Below are 16156 nucleotides of genomic sequence, written 5' to 3'. Positions count from 1 at the left end.
CGGGTGACGAAGCTCCTCATCACCAGCGACACCCACCTGCCCGTCCGCCGGCCCACCCGGCGGGTCCTGCCCGACGAGCTGTGGGCCGCGATTGACGCCGCGGACGTCGTGGTGCACGCCGGCGACTGGATGGACCCGGCGCTGCTCGACGAGCTCGAGCGGCGCACCCCGCGGCTGATCGGCTGCTGGGGCAACAACGACGGCGACGAGCTGCGCGCGCGGCTGCCCGAGACCGCGGTGGCCGAGGTCGACGGCCTGCGGCTGGCCGTCGCCCACGAGACCGGCGCGGCGACCGGGCGCGAGCGCCGCTGCGACGCGCGCTTCGGGCCCGGCAGCCACACGCCCGTCGACGTCCTGGTCTTCGGCCACAGCCACATCCCGTGGGACACGACGACCCCGGGCGGGGTGCGCCTGCTCAACCCCGGCTCGCCCACGGAGCGGCGTCGCCAGCCGTCGTGCACCTACATGACCGCCGAGGTCAGCGACCGCGCCCTGGTGGCCGTCCGGCGCCACGAGCTCCCACCCGGTGCCGCCCGAGCGTCCTGATCGCACTACCGTGCGTCATCGACCCCGAACGGGTGCCGCTGGGTGTGCCGCCGGTCCGAACTCGCCCTACCGGACCAATGGTGGGCCAGGGTCTCGGTCGTGCACGACGAAACGGACGGTGAACCGTCCCCCTCGCCGAGCACGGTGGGTGATGCCCTTACCGTTTCCGGGGCCGGTGGGACACCAGCGGCCCGGATCACCAGACCGACGGGAGGACGGCACGTCGGCGGTACCGCTCCTCGTGCGCGCCCGCAGGAGGAGTGACGACGACGGGAGCTTCGTGACGATCGCCGGTGCGGTGCGGTCGGTGCTGTCGCGAGGATCGAGACGAAACGGCCGATGACCCTTCTTGCCGAGCGACCCCCGGACGAGGTCGACGAGTCCGAACTCGTCGTCGGCCGTCGCATCCAGGAGTTCTCCCAGCTCGCGGGGCCGATCCGGGAGCCCGACCCCCAGGACGGCCCGTACCGGGTCGCCTACCGGGGCGTCGACGCCGTCCACGGCCGGGGACGCGTCGCCCGCTCGCTGCTCGTCGCCGGCCTGAACTTCGCCTTCGAGGCCCTCTTCTTCCTCTGGCTGCTGCACCCCTCGCACCGCCCGCCGGTGTTCGGGTCGACCTTCGCGATCTACGCGAACTGGGTCGTCATCGGCTCGATCGGCCTGATGGAGCTGCTCCGGCTGATCAACGTGCTGTCGCTGTCGCTGGCGTCGGTCATCGCGCGCGACCCCGTGCCGGTGCCGCCCGAGCCCGACCGCCGCATCGCGTTCCTCACGACGATCGTGCCCAGCAAGGAGCCGATCGACGTCGTGCGCGGCACGCTGCAGGCGGCGCTGCGGATCCAGTACGACGGCATCCTCGACGTCTGGATCCTCGACGAGGGCGACGACCCGGACGTCCGGGCCATGTGCCACGAGCTCGGGGTCAACCACTTCACCCGCAAGGGCATCGAGAAGTACAACCGCAAGAAGGGCGCCTTCAAGGCGAAGACGAAGCACGGCAACTACAACGCCTGGGTCGCCGAGCACGGCGAGGCCTACGAGGTCTTCCTCTCGGTCGACCCGGACCACGTGCCGCTGCCCAACTACGCCGAGCGGATCCTGGGCTACTTCCGCGACCCCGACGTCGCCTTCGTCGTCGGGCCGCAGTGCTACGCGAACGACGAGACGTTCGTGACCCGCGCCGCGGAGTCCCAGCAGTTCCCGTTCCACTCGCTGATCCAGCGCGCGGCCAACCGCTACAACGCCGCGATGCTGGTGGGCACCAACAACGCCATCCGCATCAGCGCGCTGCGCGGCATCGGCGGCCTGTCCGACTCGATCACCGAGGACATGGCCACCGGCTTGAAGTTCCACACGCGCCGCAACCCCTCGTCGGGGCGGCGCTGGAAGTCGGTCTACACGCCCGACGTGCTCGCCGTCGGCGAGGGTCCGTCGTCGTGGGGCGACTTCTTCAGCCAGCAGATGCGCTGGTCGCGCGGCACCTTCGAGGTGCTGCTCAAGGAGATGGTCTTCCGCCTGCCCAAGCTGTCGCCGGGCCGGGCGATGCACTACATCCTGATCACGACGTTCTACCCGTCGATGGCCATCGGCTGGGTGCTCGGCGCGGTCAACGCCTGTCTGTTCCTCGCCCTGGGCGTCCAGGGCGTCGTCGTGCCCGTGCAGCTCTGGCTCGCGCTCTACGTCGACGCGACGGCGTTCCAGCTCTGGGTCTACCTGCGCAACCGCCGCTACAACGTCAGCCCCTACGAGGCCGAGGGCTCCTCGGGCGTCAAGGGCATGATGATGTCGATCTTCGCGTCGCCCATCTTCGCGTCGTCGCTGATCGCGACCCTGCTGCGGCTGCCGGCGAAGTTCGTCGTCACGCCCAAGGGCCTGTCGTCGAGCGCGGACCACATCCTGACCTTTCGGCGCCACCTGCAGTGGGCGCTGCTGCTGGCGGCGGCGATCGTCCTGGCGGTGCTGCAGGGCTACGCCACCCCGGCCGTGCTGCTCTGGCCGGCCGTCGCGCTGGCCGCGTGCCTCGCCCCGCCCGTGCTCTGCCTCGTCGAGCGGATCGTCGGGCGCCAGCCCGCCATCGACGCGACGCCCGTCATGGCCGACGGCCGCTCCGGGATCACCACCGAGACCCTCGAGCGCGCCGCCCTCGACGCGCTGCTCGCCGCCGGGTCGACGACCCGCCGCTCGCACCACGCCGAGGGCGCCGGCGTGGGGGACCCCTCGCGGCCCCGCACCTCCGGGGGGCTCGAGGGCGACCTGCCCGCCGGGTGGGTGCGCACGGCCTCGCTCGCCGGCCGGGACCGTCGCCCGGCCACCGAGGCCGCGCCGTCGGTGGACCCGTCGCCGTCGCCCGTGCCGCGCGTCCGGCCCCGCCCCACCCCGCAGCCAGCTCCGCCGGGGCAGCCGGGCCAGCCGGCGCGTCCCGCGGCCGACCGGCCCCGCCCGCCGGCCCAGCCAGGCCCGCCGGGTCAGCCTCAGCCCGGCCAGCCCCAGCCCGGCCAGCCCCAGCCCGGCCAGCCCCCGTTCGGCCAGCCGCAGCCGGGCCAGCCGGGCCAGCCCCGTCCCGTCGGCCGCCCGCCGATGCCCGGCCCCGTCGGGGTCCCGCCCGCGGGGCGCCCGCCGGTCGGTCCCGGCACGCCCCCGCCCGGGGCGCGCCCGCGTCCGACGCCGACGCCGCGGCCCGGTCCCGCCGCGCCGGGCCGTCCCGTGGAGCGTCCGGCCGCCGCCGAGGCGCCCCGCTACGTGGCGCCGGGCGAGCAGGGCGTGCCGCCCGGGCCGCCCGGACCGCTGTGGCCGGAGGCCCGGCCCGCGGCCCGCGCGGGGTCGTCCGAGACCCGCGGCGCCCGGCCGACGCCGCCCTCGCCGATGCCCCGTCCCGACGCGGGACCGGCGCGCGGCCCCCGTCCCGGACCCCGCCGGACGACGCCGCCGATGCTGCTCACGTCACCGGCCGAGCTCGAGGCCGAGGGCGCGCGTACCGTGATGCCGGTCTCGGTGGGGTCGAGCAGCGGTAACGAAACAGCAACGAGACGCGAGGAGCGAGACGGTGGGGCGCCCGCGCCCGAGGCCGTCTCGATCAACGCCCCGACGGTGGCGGTGCGTGTGGTGGCGCTGGCTGCGGTGGCCGGCCCGGCGCGGCACGGCCCGGACGGGGAGCACCCGCACCTCGACGGGCGACGGACGGAGGCGAGTTGATCGAGCAGGGCCTCACCAGGCGGGTCAAGCGCTTCCTGCTCCTCGTGATCGTCCCCGCGGTCATGCTCGGCGTGAACGTGCCGCCGGCGTGGTCGTGGATCTCCGAGCTCCGGCACCAGCGGCTGATCAACAGCCAGGAGTACAAGGAGCAGTTCGGCAAGTGGGACGTCGTCGACCTCCCCGACGACCAGAAGGTCAACGCGATCCACGCCGCGGTCCTGCCGACCGGCCGCATCCTCCTCGTCGCCGGATCCGGCAACAAGGAGGACATGTTCAACGCGGGGACCTTCAAGAGCCTCGTGTACGACCCGGCGACGGGCCGCAGCCGCGTGATCCCGACGCCCGACGACATGTTCTGCGCCGGCCACGCCTTCCTGGCCTCGGGCAACCTGCTCATCGCGGGCGGCACCCAGCGCTACGAGCGCCTCGACGGCGCGGTCACCAACGCGGCCGGCGGCGTGACCGTCAAGAACGAGAACCCCGACGCGGCCCCGCGCGAGTTCCCCGCGGGCACCGAGTTCCGCTCGCCCGAGGGCCTGGTCTACCGCGCGACCCACCCGTTCACGGTGCGGCCCGCGGCCAAGGTCGCCAACCGCCGCGGGGCGGTCGTGACCGCGAGCGAGACCGTGGTGTTCGCCGAGGCGGTCGAGGCCGGCCCGCAGTACGTCGCGGTGGGCCCCAAGCAGTACACGATCGGTGGGGTGCCCCCGGCCGAGGCGCAGAACCTGTACGCGCTGGGCCAGGCGATGACCCTGGAGAAGCAGGACTACCAGGGCATCGAGCAGAGCTACGAGTTCAACCCGTTCACCGAGGCCTACGAGCGCGTCGGCGACATGAACTTCAAGCGCTGGTACCCGACGCTGACGGGCCTCGCCGACGGCAGCGTCATCTCGGTCTCCGGCCTCGACGGCACCGGCGAGATCCTCAATGGGCAGAACGAGGTCTACGACCCGGCCACCCGGCGCTGGACCGAGCGCAAGGACCTCACGCAGTACTTCCCGTCGTACCCGGCGCTGTTCCAGACCGCCCGGGAGAACGTGCTCTTCTACTCCGGGGCCAACGCGGGCTACGGCCCCGCCGAGCAGGGCCGCATCCCGGGCTTCTGGGACCTCCGCAACAACGTGCTGAGCCCCGTCCCCGGCATCCGCGACCCCGACCTCATGGAGACCGCGGGCTCGGCGTGGGTGGGCCCCGTGCAGGACCAGCGGATCGCCGTGGTCGGCGGCGGCGGCGTCGGCGAGAGCCCCCGCTCCACCGGGCGCATCGACACCATCGACCTCGACACCCCGAACCCGACGTGGCAGCCGGGTCCGTCGCTCCCCGAGGGCACGCGCTACCCGAACCTGACGACGCTGCCCGACGACTCGATGCTGATCAGCAACGGGTCACGGGACTACCGCGGCAAGGGCGCCTCGGACAACCACAACGCGCGCATCTACCGGCCGCAGACCAACACCCTGGACTACGCCGCCGACCCGCAGGTGGGCCGCAACTACCACTCGGCCGGCCTGCTGCTGCCCGACGGCCGCGTCATGACCGTGGGCTCGGACCCGCTGTTCAACGACGCGGCGGGCACCATCCCCGGCACGTTCGAGCAGCGCATCGAGATCTTCACGCCGCCGTACCTGTTCCGGGGACCGCAGCCGACGATCGCGGACGCGCCGCCCAGCATCGGCCTCGGGCAGACGGCGACCGTGGCGACGCCCGACGCGGCGCGCATCACGAGCGCGCGGCTCATGGCGCCGATGGCCTCGACGCACGTCACCGACACCGGGCAGCGCTCGATCGCCCTGGACATGACGAAGCGCGACGGCGGGGTGTCGGTCACCGTGCCGGAGGACCGCACGATCGCCCCGCCCGGGCGCTACATGCTCTTCCTCGTCGACGAGCGCGGTGTCCCGTCGGTGGCCCGGTGGGTCCAGGTGCCGGCACCCGGAGACCCGGAGGCCGCCTGATGGCGGCGGGCGGCTCCTCCCCCCGCACGACCGCCCCGGGGCGGCCTGAGAGCCTGGGGCCGTATGGACGACAGGCTCGGGGGTGGCACGACGGTGGGACGTGACAACGCGCGGCACGGCGACGCCGTGTCGTCGGAGGCCGCCACGGCGCCCATCCGGCTCGACGGGCACGGGGGATCCGGCAGTGGTTCCGGCGGTTCCCCCCGCCGCGAGTCCCGTCAGGAGTCGCGGGAGGAGTCCCGGCGGGCGTCCCGTCGGCCCACCCGGGGCTGGATCGTCGCCGGCGCGGCCGCGGTGATCGCGCTCGTGACCGCCCTCGGTCTCGCCGCCTGCAGCGGCGGCTCCGACGAGCAGGCCCCCTCCGCCTCGCCGCCCGTGGCCCCGGCCGCGTCCGAGTTCTGGGTCGACCCGTCGTCGTCGGCCGCCCGCCAGGTCGAGCAGTGGCGCTCCGACGGGCGCACCGAGGACGCCGCCGCGCTCGAGAAGATCGCGCGCCAGCCCGTCGCCATCTGGCCCACGGGCGAGACCGGCGGCGTCGAGGGCGAGGTCGCGGGCGTCGTGTCGCAGGCGCGCGACGCGGGCCGCACCCCGGTGCTCACGGCCTACAACATCCCCAACCGCGACTGCGGCCAGTACTCCAGCGGCGGCGCCGAGAACGAGGACGCCTACCGCGAGTGGCTCGGCGCCTTCGCCCGCGGCATGGGCGGCAACCGGGCCGTCGTGGTCCTCGAGCCCGACGCGCTGCCCCAGACGCTGACCAACTGCGAGGGCGAGGGCGAGCAGGCCGGCCGCGAGGAGCTGCTCGCGGAGGCCGTGCGGACGCTGTCGCGCGCGGGCGGCGAGGTCTACATCGACGCCGGCAACCCGGGCTTCGTCACGGACGTCGGCAAGCTCGCCGACGGGTTGCGCGCCTCCGGGGTCTCCGAAGCCGCGGGCTTCGCCCTCAACGTCTCCAACTTCATGACCACCGACCAGGTGGAGCAGTACGGCGACCGGGTCTCCGGCGCCGTCGGCGGTGCCCGCTACGTCATCGACACCAGCCGCAACGGCCGGGGCGCGTACGACGGTCCCGACCAGCCGACCTGGTGCAACCCGCCGGGCCGGGCGCTGGGCACCCCGCCCACCCGCGACACCGGCTCGCAGCGCGTCGCCGCCTACCTGTGGGTCAAGGAGCCGGGCGACTCCGACGGCGACTGCCGCGGCGCGCCCTCGGCCGGCGAGTTCTGGCCGCAGTACGCGCTGGACCTGGCGCGCAACACCCCGGGTGCCTGACGGCACGTGAGCAGAAATCGGTGCTGAGGCACCGGTTTCTGCTCACGTGCGCGGAGCGCACCTCAGTAGGCGTGCACGACGGCGGCCATGTCCTCCTCGCCGTGGCCGCCGTCCGAGGCGACGCCGAGGCGGTCCCGGACCGCGGTGGCGAGCGTCGCGTCGACGCCGGCCTCGCCCAGGGCCGCGTGGATGAGGTCGGTGTCCTTGATGACGCCGTCGAGCTCGAACGAGGGCGTGAAGTCGCCGTCGATCATCGCCTTGCCCTTGAGCTGCACGTACGGCGCGTCGAGCGCGCCGCCCTGCACCGCGTCGAGGAACTGTTGTGGGTCGAGCCCGAGCCCGCGGGCCAGGGCGATCGACTGCGCGACGCCGTTGACGACGACGCCGATCCAGGCGTTGACCGCCAGCTTGAGCCGGCTGGCGTCGCCGACCTGCTCGCTCACCCACTGCGTCCGGGTGCCGATGGCGTCGAAGACCGGCTGCACCTTCTCGCGCAGCGACGTCGGGCCGGCCGCGAGCACGACGAGCTGACCGTTCTCGGCCGGCGCCTTGGTGCCGAGCATCGGGACGTCGAGGAAGTCGACGCCGGCGTCGCGCGCCATCGCCGCGAGACGGTCCGTGCCCTCGATGCCGACCGTGCTGGTCTGCACCCAGACCGCGCCGTCGGGGAACCGCGGCAGGACGGGCTCGATCGTCTGAGCCACGGCGTCGGTGTCGAACAGCATCGTGATGACGACGTCGGCGCCGGCGACCGCGTCGGCCGCCTCGTCCGCGACCGTCGCGCCGTCGTTGGCGAGGGGCTTCGCCTTCTCCGTGCTGCGGTTCCACACCGTGACCTGGTGGCCCTCGCGGAGCAGGCTGCGGGCCATGCCCGCGCCCATGAGGCCGGTGCCGAGGACTGCTACGGAACTCATGGCCCCGGCCTTACCCCCGGGGCTCGCGGCCCATGCGGAAGAACTCGCCGTTGGGGCGCAGGTCGGTGAGGTGGGCGAGGCGGTTGGACATCGCGAACAGCGCCGTGATCGCCCCGACGTCCCAGATCTCCTCGTCGCTCAGGCCCGCGTCGCGCGCGGCGTCGAGGTCGTCGTCGGAGAACGAGGCGGAGTCGAGCGCGAGGGCCAGGGCGAGGTCGACGATCGCCCGCCGCCGGGGGTCCAGCGGCGCGCCGTAGGGGTTGATCCCGACGTGGTCGGCGATCTCGGGCTCCTTGCTGCGGACCCGCAGGATCGCGCCGTGTGCGACGACGCAGTACGTGCAGTGGTTGGCCCCGGACGTCGCGACGATCACCAGCTCGCGCTCGGCCTTCGACAGCGGCGACTCCCGCTCCATGAGCGCGTCGTGGTAGTCGAGGAACGCGCGCAGCTCCGGCGGCCGGTGCCCGAGCGCGCGGAAGATGTTGGGCACGAACCCCGAGCGCTCGGCGATCGCGCCGACTCGAGCGCGCAGGTCGTCGGGGAGGTCGTCGAGCTCGACGACGGGGAAGCGGCTGACCGGGGTGTCCACGCCCGCGCACGCTAGATCGGCGACCGGTGCCGGGGCCAGGGCGTGGTGCGCGCCCCGGCGCAGCGAAGGCGACCTCGGTTGCGTGGGGCGCAGCGGAGGTGACCTTCGCGCTCTCGACGCGAGTGAGGTCGTCAGCCCCCGGGGCGGAACGTGATGCCACAGCGCTGCTGGGTGACCTCCTGGATGCGCGCCACGGCGGGTCCGGCGTCGCGCTGTAGGCGGTCGAGGGTGGCGGTGTCGATGCGCGACGGGTCGCCGCCGGTGCCCTCGAGGGAGGCGAGGGCCTGGTCGGTCAGCGACGCCACCGTGCGCCACTCGGCGGCGATCTCGGGCGGGGCGACGGCGACGAGGTCGGCGACCTGGCGGCGGGCGCTGTCCGACGACGCGGGCAGCCCGTTCTGCCCCGACCCGGGCGCGGCCTGTTCGGCCTGGACACGCGTGACCGTGTCGCAGTACTGCCGGACCGCCGGGTCGGGGGTGGCCGGCGCACTCGTCGAGGGAGCGACCGCCGCGCCCGGGGCCGGCGGCGTGCCCCCGCACGCGCCCAGGGCGAGGCCGAGCCCGAGGAGGGTGCCGGCGACGATCCGAGCGCCGCGCGTCCCGACGGTGACCATGGCGCGCATGCTGGCAGGCGCGCCGCGCCGCCCCCGGACCGGGTGGACGTCCGCCGGCGTGGCGTGGGGCACTCCCGCATCCCGGGGACGCCGTGTCACAGTGAATCCCGTGCAGGTCGCCGACGAACACCGTGCGCTCGTGCGCCAGTGGTGCGCGCGTCGCGTCCCGCCGCAGCAGCGCGACCAGCTGCGCATCTCCTACACCGAGCGCGCCGGGCGCATCACGATCTCCGCGCGGCGGGCCCCGGTGTTCCCCGAGCTGGGCACGGGCTGGACCACCGAGCCCATCGCCCAGCTGCGCCTGGTGCCCGACGAGGACCGCTGGATCCTGCTCTGGCCCGACTCGAGCGGCCGGTGGCACCGCTACCCCGACGAGACCAAGGCGGGGACGCCGGCGCCGCTGCTCGACATCGTCGACGCGGACCCGACCGGCATCTTCTGGGGATGAGCCATCCCTCGACGGCGGAGCTGGCCGCGCGGGTGCGGGCGCACGACCGCGACGAGCGCCGCGTCGCCGACGAGCCCGACCTGCGCGCGGCGGCCGTCGCCGTCGTCGTCCTCGACGACCCGGCGCGCGGCCCGGGCGTCCTGCTGACGCGGCGCACCTCGCGCCTGCGCGACCACCCCGGCCAGTTCGCGCTGCCCGGCGGCTCGCTCGACCCCGGCGAGGACGCCGTCACCGCGGCCCGCCGCGAGCTCGACGAGGAGCTCGGCCTGCGCCTCGGCGCCGACGCCGTGCTGGGCCTGCTCGACGACTACCCCACCCGGTCCGGCTTCGTGATCACGCCGGTGGTCATGGCGGCGGCCAGCGCGGTCGGCGACCTGCGGCCCTCGCCCGACGAGGTCTCGGAGCTGTTCCACATCACGCTCGACGAGCTCGACGTCGAGCCGCGCTACCTCGCGATCGACGAGTCGCCGCGGCCGGTGGTGCAGATGCCGCTGATCGGCCACTTCATCCACGCGCCGACGGCGGCGGTGCTGCTCCAGTTCCGCGAGGTCGCCCTCCACGGACGGACCACACGCGTCGACGGACTGGAACAGCCCGTGTTCGCCTGGCGCTGACGCACCGGACGCGTGGGGGATCGTTCAAGCCTGGTGACGCGTGCGACGGATCGGTGCGGATGTGGGCGACGCGTGGTTGTGTGGAACGTGCTCACGGCCTGGCCGTGATCCAGTCGAGAACATTGAGGATGTGGGACGCACCGTGTGCGGAATCGTCGCGGCGTACGGAACCATCGACCCGGAGAAGTGCGAGCGGATGCTCGCCCGGATCCACCACCGCGGCCCGGACGACACCGGGCGCGTGCACCTCGAGCACGCGTGGCTCGGCCACCAGCGGCTCTCGATCATGGACGTCACGGGCGGCAAGCAGCCGATCGCGGACGACACCGATTCGGCCTACGTGGTGGGCAACGGCGAGATCTACAACCACGAGGACATCCGTGACGTCCTGTCCGAGGTCCGGTTCGCCACCGACTCGGACACCGAGTCGGCGTTCCGCCTGGTGCTGCGCGACGGGTCGGCTGCCCTGCACGACCTGCGCGGCATGTACGCGCTGGCGATGGCGCACACCGACGGGCGCGGCGCCGTCGCCCGCGACCCGATCGGCATCAAGCCGCTGTACTGGGCGCGCCTCGAGGGCGTGACGCTGTTCGCCAGCGAGCTGCGCGCCTTCGACGCCGAGGACCAGTCCCACGTGGAGGCCTTCCCGCCCGGGCACGTGTGGACGCCGGGCATCGCCGGCCACGACGGGGCGGACAGGGCCGAGGGCGCGATGGTCCGTTTCGCCGACGCGGTGCCGGTCGAGGTGCGCCCCGCGCGCCTGGCCCCGGACAAGCAGTGGACCGAGGAGGACCTCGGGCACATCCGCGACGTCCTGTCCGACTCGATCCGTCGCCACATGATGAGCGACGTGCCGGTCGGGGTGTTCCTCTCCGGCGGGCTCGACTCCGCGATCGTCGCGGCGATCGCGGCGAAGGTGGCCGAGGAGAAGGGCGAGCGGCTGCCGACCTTCGCCGTCGGCACCGAGGGCTCGGCCGACCTGCTGGCCGCCCGCGCCGTCGCCGAGCACCTGGGCACCGAGCACCACGAGATCGTCCCGACCCCCGACGACCTCGAGGCGGCCCTCGACGAGGCCGTCACGGTCATCGAGCACTTCGACCCGGCGCTGGTGCGCTCGGCGGTACCGAACCTGCTGCTCGCCCGCGAGGCCGTGCGCCACGTCAAGGTGGTGCTCACCGGCGAGGGCGCCGACGAGCTGTTCGCGGGCTACGAGTACGTGCACAGCGAGGAGTTCTCCACCCCGGACACCCTGCAGGCCGAGCTGGTGCGCTCCATCGAGATGCTCCACGAGCTCAACCTGCAGCGCTGCGACCGGGCGACGATGAACTACGGCCTCGAGGCCCGCGTCCCGTTCCTCGACGCCACCGTCATGCGCGAGATGCTCGCGATCCCGGCCGAGTGGAAGCTCAAGACCGAGGACCGCACCGAGAAGCAGCTGCTGCGCGAGGCGTTCGACGGGATGGTGCCCTTCGACATCCTCTGGCGCGGCAAGGAGCAGTTCGGCGACGGGTCCGGCGCCGGCGACGTGCTGGCCAAGCTGGTCGAGAAGGAGAAGGCCAAGGAGGGCGCCGACGGCCGCGAGAGCGAGGACCGCGCCATCGAGCACGGCTGGGACCTGCGCAGCGACGAAGAGGTCGCCTACTACCGCACCTGGCACCGCACCTTCTCCGGCGTGCGCCCCGACCGCACCCTGGGCGCCTTTGCCACTGCGTGACCCGTGAGTGCTTGTCCGTGCTGGGGCACGGACGAGCACTCACATGTGCGCAGCACCAACGGGGTACACGGGGGCATGAGCGACGTCCCCGGCATCGAGCTGAACAACGGCACCACGATCCCGCAGCTCGGGTTCGGTGTGTTCCAGATCGACCCCTCCGACACCGCCGAGGCGGTGACGACGGCGCTGGAGGTCGGCTACCGCCACATCGACACCGCGCAGATGTACGGCAACGAGGCCGAGGTCGGCGAGGCCATCGCCAAGTCCGACATCCCGCGTGACCAGCTGTGGATCACGACCAAGTGCAACAACTCCAACCACGGCTACGACGACGCGCAGTCGGCGCTGGACGAGAGCCTGCAGAAGATGGGGCTCGACTTCGTCGACCTCTACCTCATCCACTGGCCGCTGCCCGGCAAGGACCTCTACGTCGACACGTGGAAGGGGTTCGAGAAGGCGCAGCAGGACGGCAAGACCCACACGATCGGCGTCTCGAACTTCCAGCCGCACCACCTCGACCGGCTCCTCGAGGAGACCGACACGGTGCCCGCGGTGAACCAGATCGAGCTGCACCCGCACATGCAGCAGGCGGGCCTGCGCTCGTACCACGAGCGCCACGGCATCCGCACCGAGGCGTGGAGCCCGATCGGCCAGGGCAAGGGCCTGCTCGACGCCCCCGAGCTCACCGAGATCGCGCAGGCGCACGGCAAGAGCCCCGCGCAGGTCGTGCTCCGCTGGCACGTGCAGATCGGCAACATCGTCTTCCCGAAGTCGTCGACGGCCGAGCGCATCCGCGAGAACTACGAGATCTTCGACTTCGAACTGGGCGACGACGAGGTCGAGAAGATCAACGGCATGGAGCGGGCCGAGCGTCTCGGGCCCGACCCGGACAAGTTCGACCGGTGAGCGTCGCCCGGGCGCCGCGACCCGCTTGCGGCACCCGGGGCGTCCCGGCGGGAGGGCGGCGGTGAGCTTCTCCGACGAGCTCCGCGCGCGCACGGCGCCGACGTGGGAGGCCGCGACCAGCCACCGGTTCGTCGACGAGCTGTGGGCCGGCACCGTCGACGACGCGGTGCTGGCGCGGTACCTCGCGCAGGACGCCCTGTTCCTCGACCGTTTCGTGGCACTGCTCGGCCAGGCCGTGGCCGCCGCCGACAGCACCGACGCGCGGATGGCGATCGCCCGCCAGCTGGGCCTCGTGGCCGGCGACGAGGACGACTACTTCGCCCGCGCGCTGGCCCGGCTCGGGGTGACGGCGCCGGCGGAGCCGCTGCCGCCCACCCGGGGCTTCCTCGACCTCATGGACGACGCCCGGCGCTCCGGGGCCTACGGCTGCGTGCTGTCGGTGCTGCTCGTCGCCGAGTGGCTCTACCTCGACTGGGCGGCCCGTCCGGAGCCGTCGCCGCGCGACTGGCTGCACCGCGAGTGGATCGACCTGCACCGCGGGTCCGCGTTCGCGCGGTGGGTCGAGCTGTTGCGCGCCGAGACCGACCGCGTCGCGGCGGCCACCGACGACGCCGGCCGCGAGAGCATGGCCGGGGTGTTCACGCGCGCCGTCGAGCTGGAGCTGGCGTTCTTCGAGGCCGCGTACGCGAGCGACGAGGCCCGTCAGGCCGCGGCGGGCTGACGCTTGCGCAGCCGGCGGAGCTGGGCGTCGAGGTGCGGGCGCGCCCGGCGCTGACCGCCGCGCTCGGCGATCGCCGCCGCCAGCGACGTCAGCACCCGCTCCAGGCGCGGCGCGTCGGGGGACCACCCGCGGCGCTCGCACTCCTCGAGCCAATCGACCGCGCCGCGGTGCCCGCGCTCGCTGTTGCAGCGCCGGCACGCCGCGACCTCGTTCTCGAGCCACGACGGCCCGCCCTTGACCTTGGGCACGACGTGGTCGGTGGTGGCGCCGACGGTGCCGGTCAGCGGGCGGGCGCACCACAGGCAGGTGTCGCCGTCGCGGTCCTGCGCGGCGACCAACCGCTCCCGTCGACCCGGCTGGCGCATTCCCTCCATGGTGCCACCGGATGCCCGTCAGGGCCCGGCATGTGCCGCAGCGGTGGGTGCCGTCGGGGGACTGTCGCGCCGGTGATCCACGCCTAGCGTCGGGAGCGATGACCACCAACGGCACCGCCCCCCGTCCCTCCGAGATGAGCGGCCAGATCCTCACCGAGGCCGCCCGCCGCATGCTCCCCGTGCTCGCCGGCCGCGTGCTCACGGCCGTGGCCGACCAGGCCGTCGCCAAGGTGGAGGGGCTCGCCGACCGTCTCGACCAGAGCCGCACCGGCGATCAGCAGGAGCGCGAGGACGCCCCCGCCTCCGAGGGCGGCTCCGGGCGCGCGGGCGCCGCGGTCGCGTTCCTCATGGAGCAGGCCCGCCTGTTCCTCGCGTTCGTCGCGCGCCTCGCCGCGCAGGCCCTGGAGATGCTGCGCTGGGCCACCGAGAAGCTGCGCTCCCGCCGCGCCCCCGAGGGCATCGACGAGGCGCCCGCGCCCGAGGAGATCAGCGCGCCCGAGGACCTCGAGGACGACGAGTACGAGGACGAGTACGACGACTACGAGGACGACCTCGAGGACGACGAGGTCGAGGAGCGCGCCCCGGCCCACGCCTGACGTCGGGTCCGTCGGGCATCGTGGGGGCGAGCCGCCCCCACATCTCGCAGGAGTCGCCCGGTGCCCGACAACCCCTGGTGGCGCGACGCCGTCATCTACCAGGTCTACATCCGCAGCTTCGCCGACGCCGACGGCGACGGGATCGGGGACATCGCGGGCATCCGCGAGAAGCTGCCCTATCTCGCCGACCTCGGCGTCGACGCGCTGTGGATCAACCCCTGGTACGCGTCCCCGCAGGCGGACGCGGGCTACGACGTGGCCGACTACCGGGCGATCGAGCCCGCGTACGGCACCGTCGCGGACGCGGAGAAGCTGATCGTCGACGCCCACGAGCACGGGCTGCGGCTGATCCCCGACATCGTCCCCAACCACACGTCCGACCAGCACGCGTGGTTCCGGGCGGCGCTCGCCGGTGAGCCGGGCGCCCGCGACCGCTACGTCTTCCGGCCGGGCGCGGGCCCCGACGGCTCCCTCCCGCCGAACAACTGGCGCTCGCACTTCGGCGGTCCGGCGTGGACGCGGGTGGCCGACGGCTCCTGGTACCTGCACCTGTTCGACCCCGGCCAGCCCGACCTCGACTGGTCGCACCCCGACGTCGCGGCCGAGTTCGAGGCGATCCTGCGGTTCTGGTTCGACCGCGGCGTCGACGGCTTCCGCATCGACGTCGCGCACGGGCTGGTCAAGGACCCCGCGATGCCCGACCTCGACGACGCCGACGACATGCTGGGCCGGAGCTACGGGCCCGGCGGGCACCCGTTCGTCGACCGCGACGGGGTGCTCGAGGTGTACGAGGCGTGGCGCCGCGTGGCCGACGAGTACGCCGGCGACCGCATGTTCGTCGCCGAGGCGTGGACCCCGGCCCCCGGGCGGCTCGCGCGCTACGTCGCCCCGGGCCGGCTGCACACGGCGTTCAACTTCGACTACCTCGTCGCCCCCTGGGACCCGGCGGCGCTGCGCGAGACGATCGACGTCACCACCGGGTACCTGCGCGAGGTCGGGGCGTCGGCGACCTGGGTGCTGTCCAACCACGACGTCGTGCGCCACCCCAGCCGCTACGGGCGGCCGCGCCGCGAGCGGGAGGCGGTCCCGACGTCCGCGGTGCCCCCGGAGGCCGACGCCCCGCCCGACCTCGCGCTGGGCACCCGCCGGGCCCGCGCCGCGCTGCTGCTCGAGGCGGCGCTGCCGGGCGGCATGTACGTCTACCAGGGCGAGGAGCTCGGGTTGCCCGAGGTCGAGGACATCCCCGATGACGCCCGCCAGGACCCCACGTGGGAGCGCTCGGGCCACACGGTCCGCGGCCGCGACGGCGCGCGGGTGCCCCTGCCGTGGTCGGACGAGGGCACCTCGGCCGGCTTCAGCCCCGAGGGGGCGGCGGCGCCGTGGCTGCCGCAGCCCGACGGGTGGGCGCGCTACGCCGCCGCGCGCCAGGACGGCGACCCCGAGTCGGTCCTCACGCTCTACCGCACCGTGCTGCGCCGCCGCCGCGAGCACCCGGCACTGGGCGACGGCGAGATGACGTGGGTGTCCGCGCCCGGCGACGCTGTGCTGCACCTGCGCCGCGAGCCCGGGTTCGCGTGCGTCGCCAACCTCTCGGACGACCCGGTCGACCTGCCCGCCCACGACGAGGTGCTGCTGGCCAGCGCGCCGCTCGAGGACGGGCGCCTCGGCCCCGACACCGCGGTGTGGCTCGCCGTGTCGTGA

15 protein-coding genes are annotated in these 16156 nt (G+C 74.0%); 11 read left to right on the top strand and 4 right to left on the bottom strand.

All coding sequences use genetic code 11. From position 1 onward, the window contains the following. Positions 1-3: 3 nt before the first annotated feature. The 4 genes from ACQPX6_RS30130 (at position 4) to ACQPX6_RS30115 (ending at position 6965) form a co-directional block, all read left to right on the top strand. Positions 4-546 carry a metallophosphoesterase family protein gene (locus ACQPX6_RS30130; RefSeq protein ID WP_433784507.1) on the top strand — a complete coding sequence of 181 codons (543 nt, stop codon included), beginning with the start codon at positions 4-6 and terminating at the stop codon, positions 544-546. Between the two features lie 339 nt (positions 547-885). Beyond that, on the top strand, positions 886-3738 hold the full coding sequence (locus ACQPX6_RS30125; RefSeq protein ID WP_433784505.1) for a glycosyltransferase family 2 protein: 2853 nt from the start codon (positions 886-888) through the stop codon (positions 3736-3738). After that, on the top strand, positions 3735-5693 hold the full coding sequence (locus ACQPX6_RS30120) for a galactose oxidase-like domain-containing protein (RefSeq protein ID WP_433784504.1): 1959 nt from the start codon (positions 3735-3737) through the stop codon (positions 5691-5693). Before ACQPX6_RS30125 ends, ACQPX6_RS30120 begins: the two co-directional genes overlap by 4 nt. Positions 5694-5786: 93 nt before the next feature. Then, positions 5787-6965 carry a glycoside hydrolase family 6 protein gene (locus ACQPX6_RS30115; RefSeq protein WP_433784503.1) on the top strand — a complete coding sequence of 393 codons (1179 nt, stop codon included), beginning with the start codon at positions 5787-5789 and terminating at the stop codon, positions 6963-6965. 62 nt (positions 6966-7027) lie between these two features. Here the strand turns inward: ACQPX6_RS30115 and ACQPX6_RS30110 are convergent, their stop codons facing one another. The 3 genes from ACQPX6_RS30110 to ACQPX6_RS30100 all read right to left on the bottom strand — a co-directional run bounded on the left by ACQPX6_RS30110 (position 7028) and on the right by ACQPX6_RS30100 (position 9082). Further along, positions 7028-7879 (bottom strand): NAD(P)-dependent oxidoreductase, encoded by an 852-nt coding sequence (locus ACQPX6_RS30110; RefSeq protein WP_433784501.1) that lies wholly within the window; start codon positions 7877-7879, stop codon positions 7028-7030. 10 nt (positions 7880-7889) lie between these two features. Then, a complete protein-coding gene (locus ACQPX6_RS30105; RefSeq protein ID WP_433784499.1) occupies positions 7890-8468 on the bottom strand; it encodes a peroxidase-related enzyme in 579 nt (192 codons plus the stop codon). 131 nt (positions 8469-8599) lie between these two features. After that, entirely contained in the window at positions 8600-9082 is a 483-nt protein-coding gene (locus tag ACQPX6_RS30100; protein ID WP_433784498.1) for a hypothetical protein, read from the bottom strand. Between the two features lie 109 nt (positions 9083-9191). Between ACQPX6_RS30100 and ACQPX6_RS30095 the strand changes: the two genes are divergently transcribed. The 5 genes from ACQPX6_RS30095 to ACQPX6_RS30075 all read left to right on the top strand — a co-directional run bounded on the left by ACQPX6_RS30095 (position 9192) and on the right by ACQPX6_RS30075 (position 13485). Next, a complete protein-coding gene (locus ACQPX6_RS30095; RefSeq protein WP_433784496.1) occupies positions 9192-9530 on the top strand; it encodes a DUF3024 domain-containing protein in 339 nt (112 codons plus the stop codon). Continuing rightward, on the top strand, positions 9527-10144 hold the full coding sequence (locus tag ACQPX6_RS30090; RefSeq protein WP_433784495.1) for an NUDIX hydrolase: 618 nt from the start codon (positions 9527-9529) through the stop codon (positions 10142-10144). Before ACQPX6_RS30095 ends, ACQPX6_RS30090 begins: the two co-directional genes overlap by 4 nt. A gap of 142 nt (positions 10145-10286) precedes the next feature. Beyond that, entirely contained in the window at positions 10287-11858 is a 1572-nt protein-coding gene (gene asnB, locus ACQPX6_RS30085) for an asparagine synthase (glutamine-hydrolyzing) (protein WP_433784494.1), read from the top strand. A gap of 75 nt (positions 11859-11933) precedes the next feature. Continuing rightward, the gene (locus tag ACQPX6_RS30080; protein ID WP_433784493.1) at positions 11934-12764 is read left to right on the top strand and encodes an aldo/keto reductase; all 831 of its coding nucleotides are present in this window, start codon (positions 11934-11936) and stop codon (positions 12762-12764) included. A gap of 61 nt (positions 12765-12825) precedes the next feature. Continuing rightward, positions 12826-13485: a TenA family protein gene (locus ACQPX6_RS30075; protein ID WP_433784492.1), complete on the top strand. Its 660-nt coding sequence runs from the start codon at positions 12826-12828 to the stop codon at positions 13483-13485. On the opposite strand, the gene ACQPX6_RS30070 is transcribed toward ACQPX6_RS30075, so the two are convergent. Continuing rightward, on the bottom strand, positions 13467-13850 hold the full coding sequence (locus tag ACQPX6_RS30070) for an HNH endonuclease (protein WP_433784491.1): 384 nt from the start codon (positions 13848-13850) through the stop codon (positions 13467-13469). The two genes, ACQPX6_RS30075 and ACQPX6_RS30070, sit on opposite strands and share 19 nt — an antisense overlap. Positions 13851-13957: 107 nt before the next feature. Here ACQPX6_RS30070 and ACQPX6_RS30065 point away from each other — a divergent pair, with 107 nt between their 5' ends. Beyond that, positions 13958-14455: a hypothetical protein gene (locus tag ACQPX6_RS30065; protein ID WP_433784490.1), complete on the top strand. Its 498-nt coding sequence runs from the start codon at positions 13958-13960 to the stop codon at positions 14453-14455. A gap of 60 nt (positions 14456-14515) precedes the next feature. Further along, entirely contained in the window at positions 14516-16156 is a 1641-nt protein-coding gene (locus tag ACQPX6_RS30060) for a glycoside hydrolase family 13 protein (protein ID WP_433784489.1), read from the top strand.

Source organism: Actinomycetospora sp. CA-101289, from assembly GCF_050955895.1.
GTDB lineage: Bacteria > Actinomycetota > Actinomycetes > Mycobacteriales > Pseudonocardiaceae > Actinomycetospora.
Note: the sequence above shows the minus strand (reverse complement) of the source record. Positions and strands in the feature narration are given on the sequence as shown.

Coding starts and splice junctions, on each gene's coding strand:
- ACQPX6_RS30125 (WP_433784505.1), top strand. CDS start 886: ATGACCCTTCTTGCCGAGCGACCCCCGGACGAGGTCGACGAGTCCGAA.
- ACQPX6_RS30110 (WP_433784501.1), bottom strand. CDS start 7,879: ATGAGTTCCGTAGCAGTCCTCGGCACCGGCCTCATGGGCGCGGGCATG.
- ACQPX6_RS30100 (WP_433784498.1), bottom strand. CDS start 9,082: ATGGTCACCGTCGGGACGCGCGGCGCTCGGATCGTCGCCGGCACCCTC.
- ACQPX6_RS30090 (WP_433784495.1), top strand. CDS start 9,527: ATGAGCCATCCCTCGACGGCGGAGCTGGCCGCGCGGGTGCGGGCGCAC.
- ACQPX6_RS30080 (WP_433784493.1), top strand. CDS start 11,934: ATGAGCGACGTCCCCGGCATCGAGCTGAACAACGGCACCACGATCCCG.
- ACQPX6_RS30070 (WP_433784491.1), bottom strand. CDS start 13,850: ATGCGCCAGCCGGGTCGACGGGAGCGGTTGGTCGCCGCGCAGGACCGC.
- ACQPX6_RS30065 (WP_433784490.1), top strand. CDS start 13,958: ATGACCACCAACGGCACCGCCCCCCGTCCCTCCGAGATGAGCGGCCAG.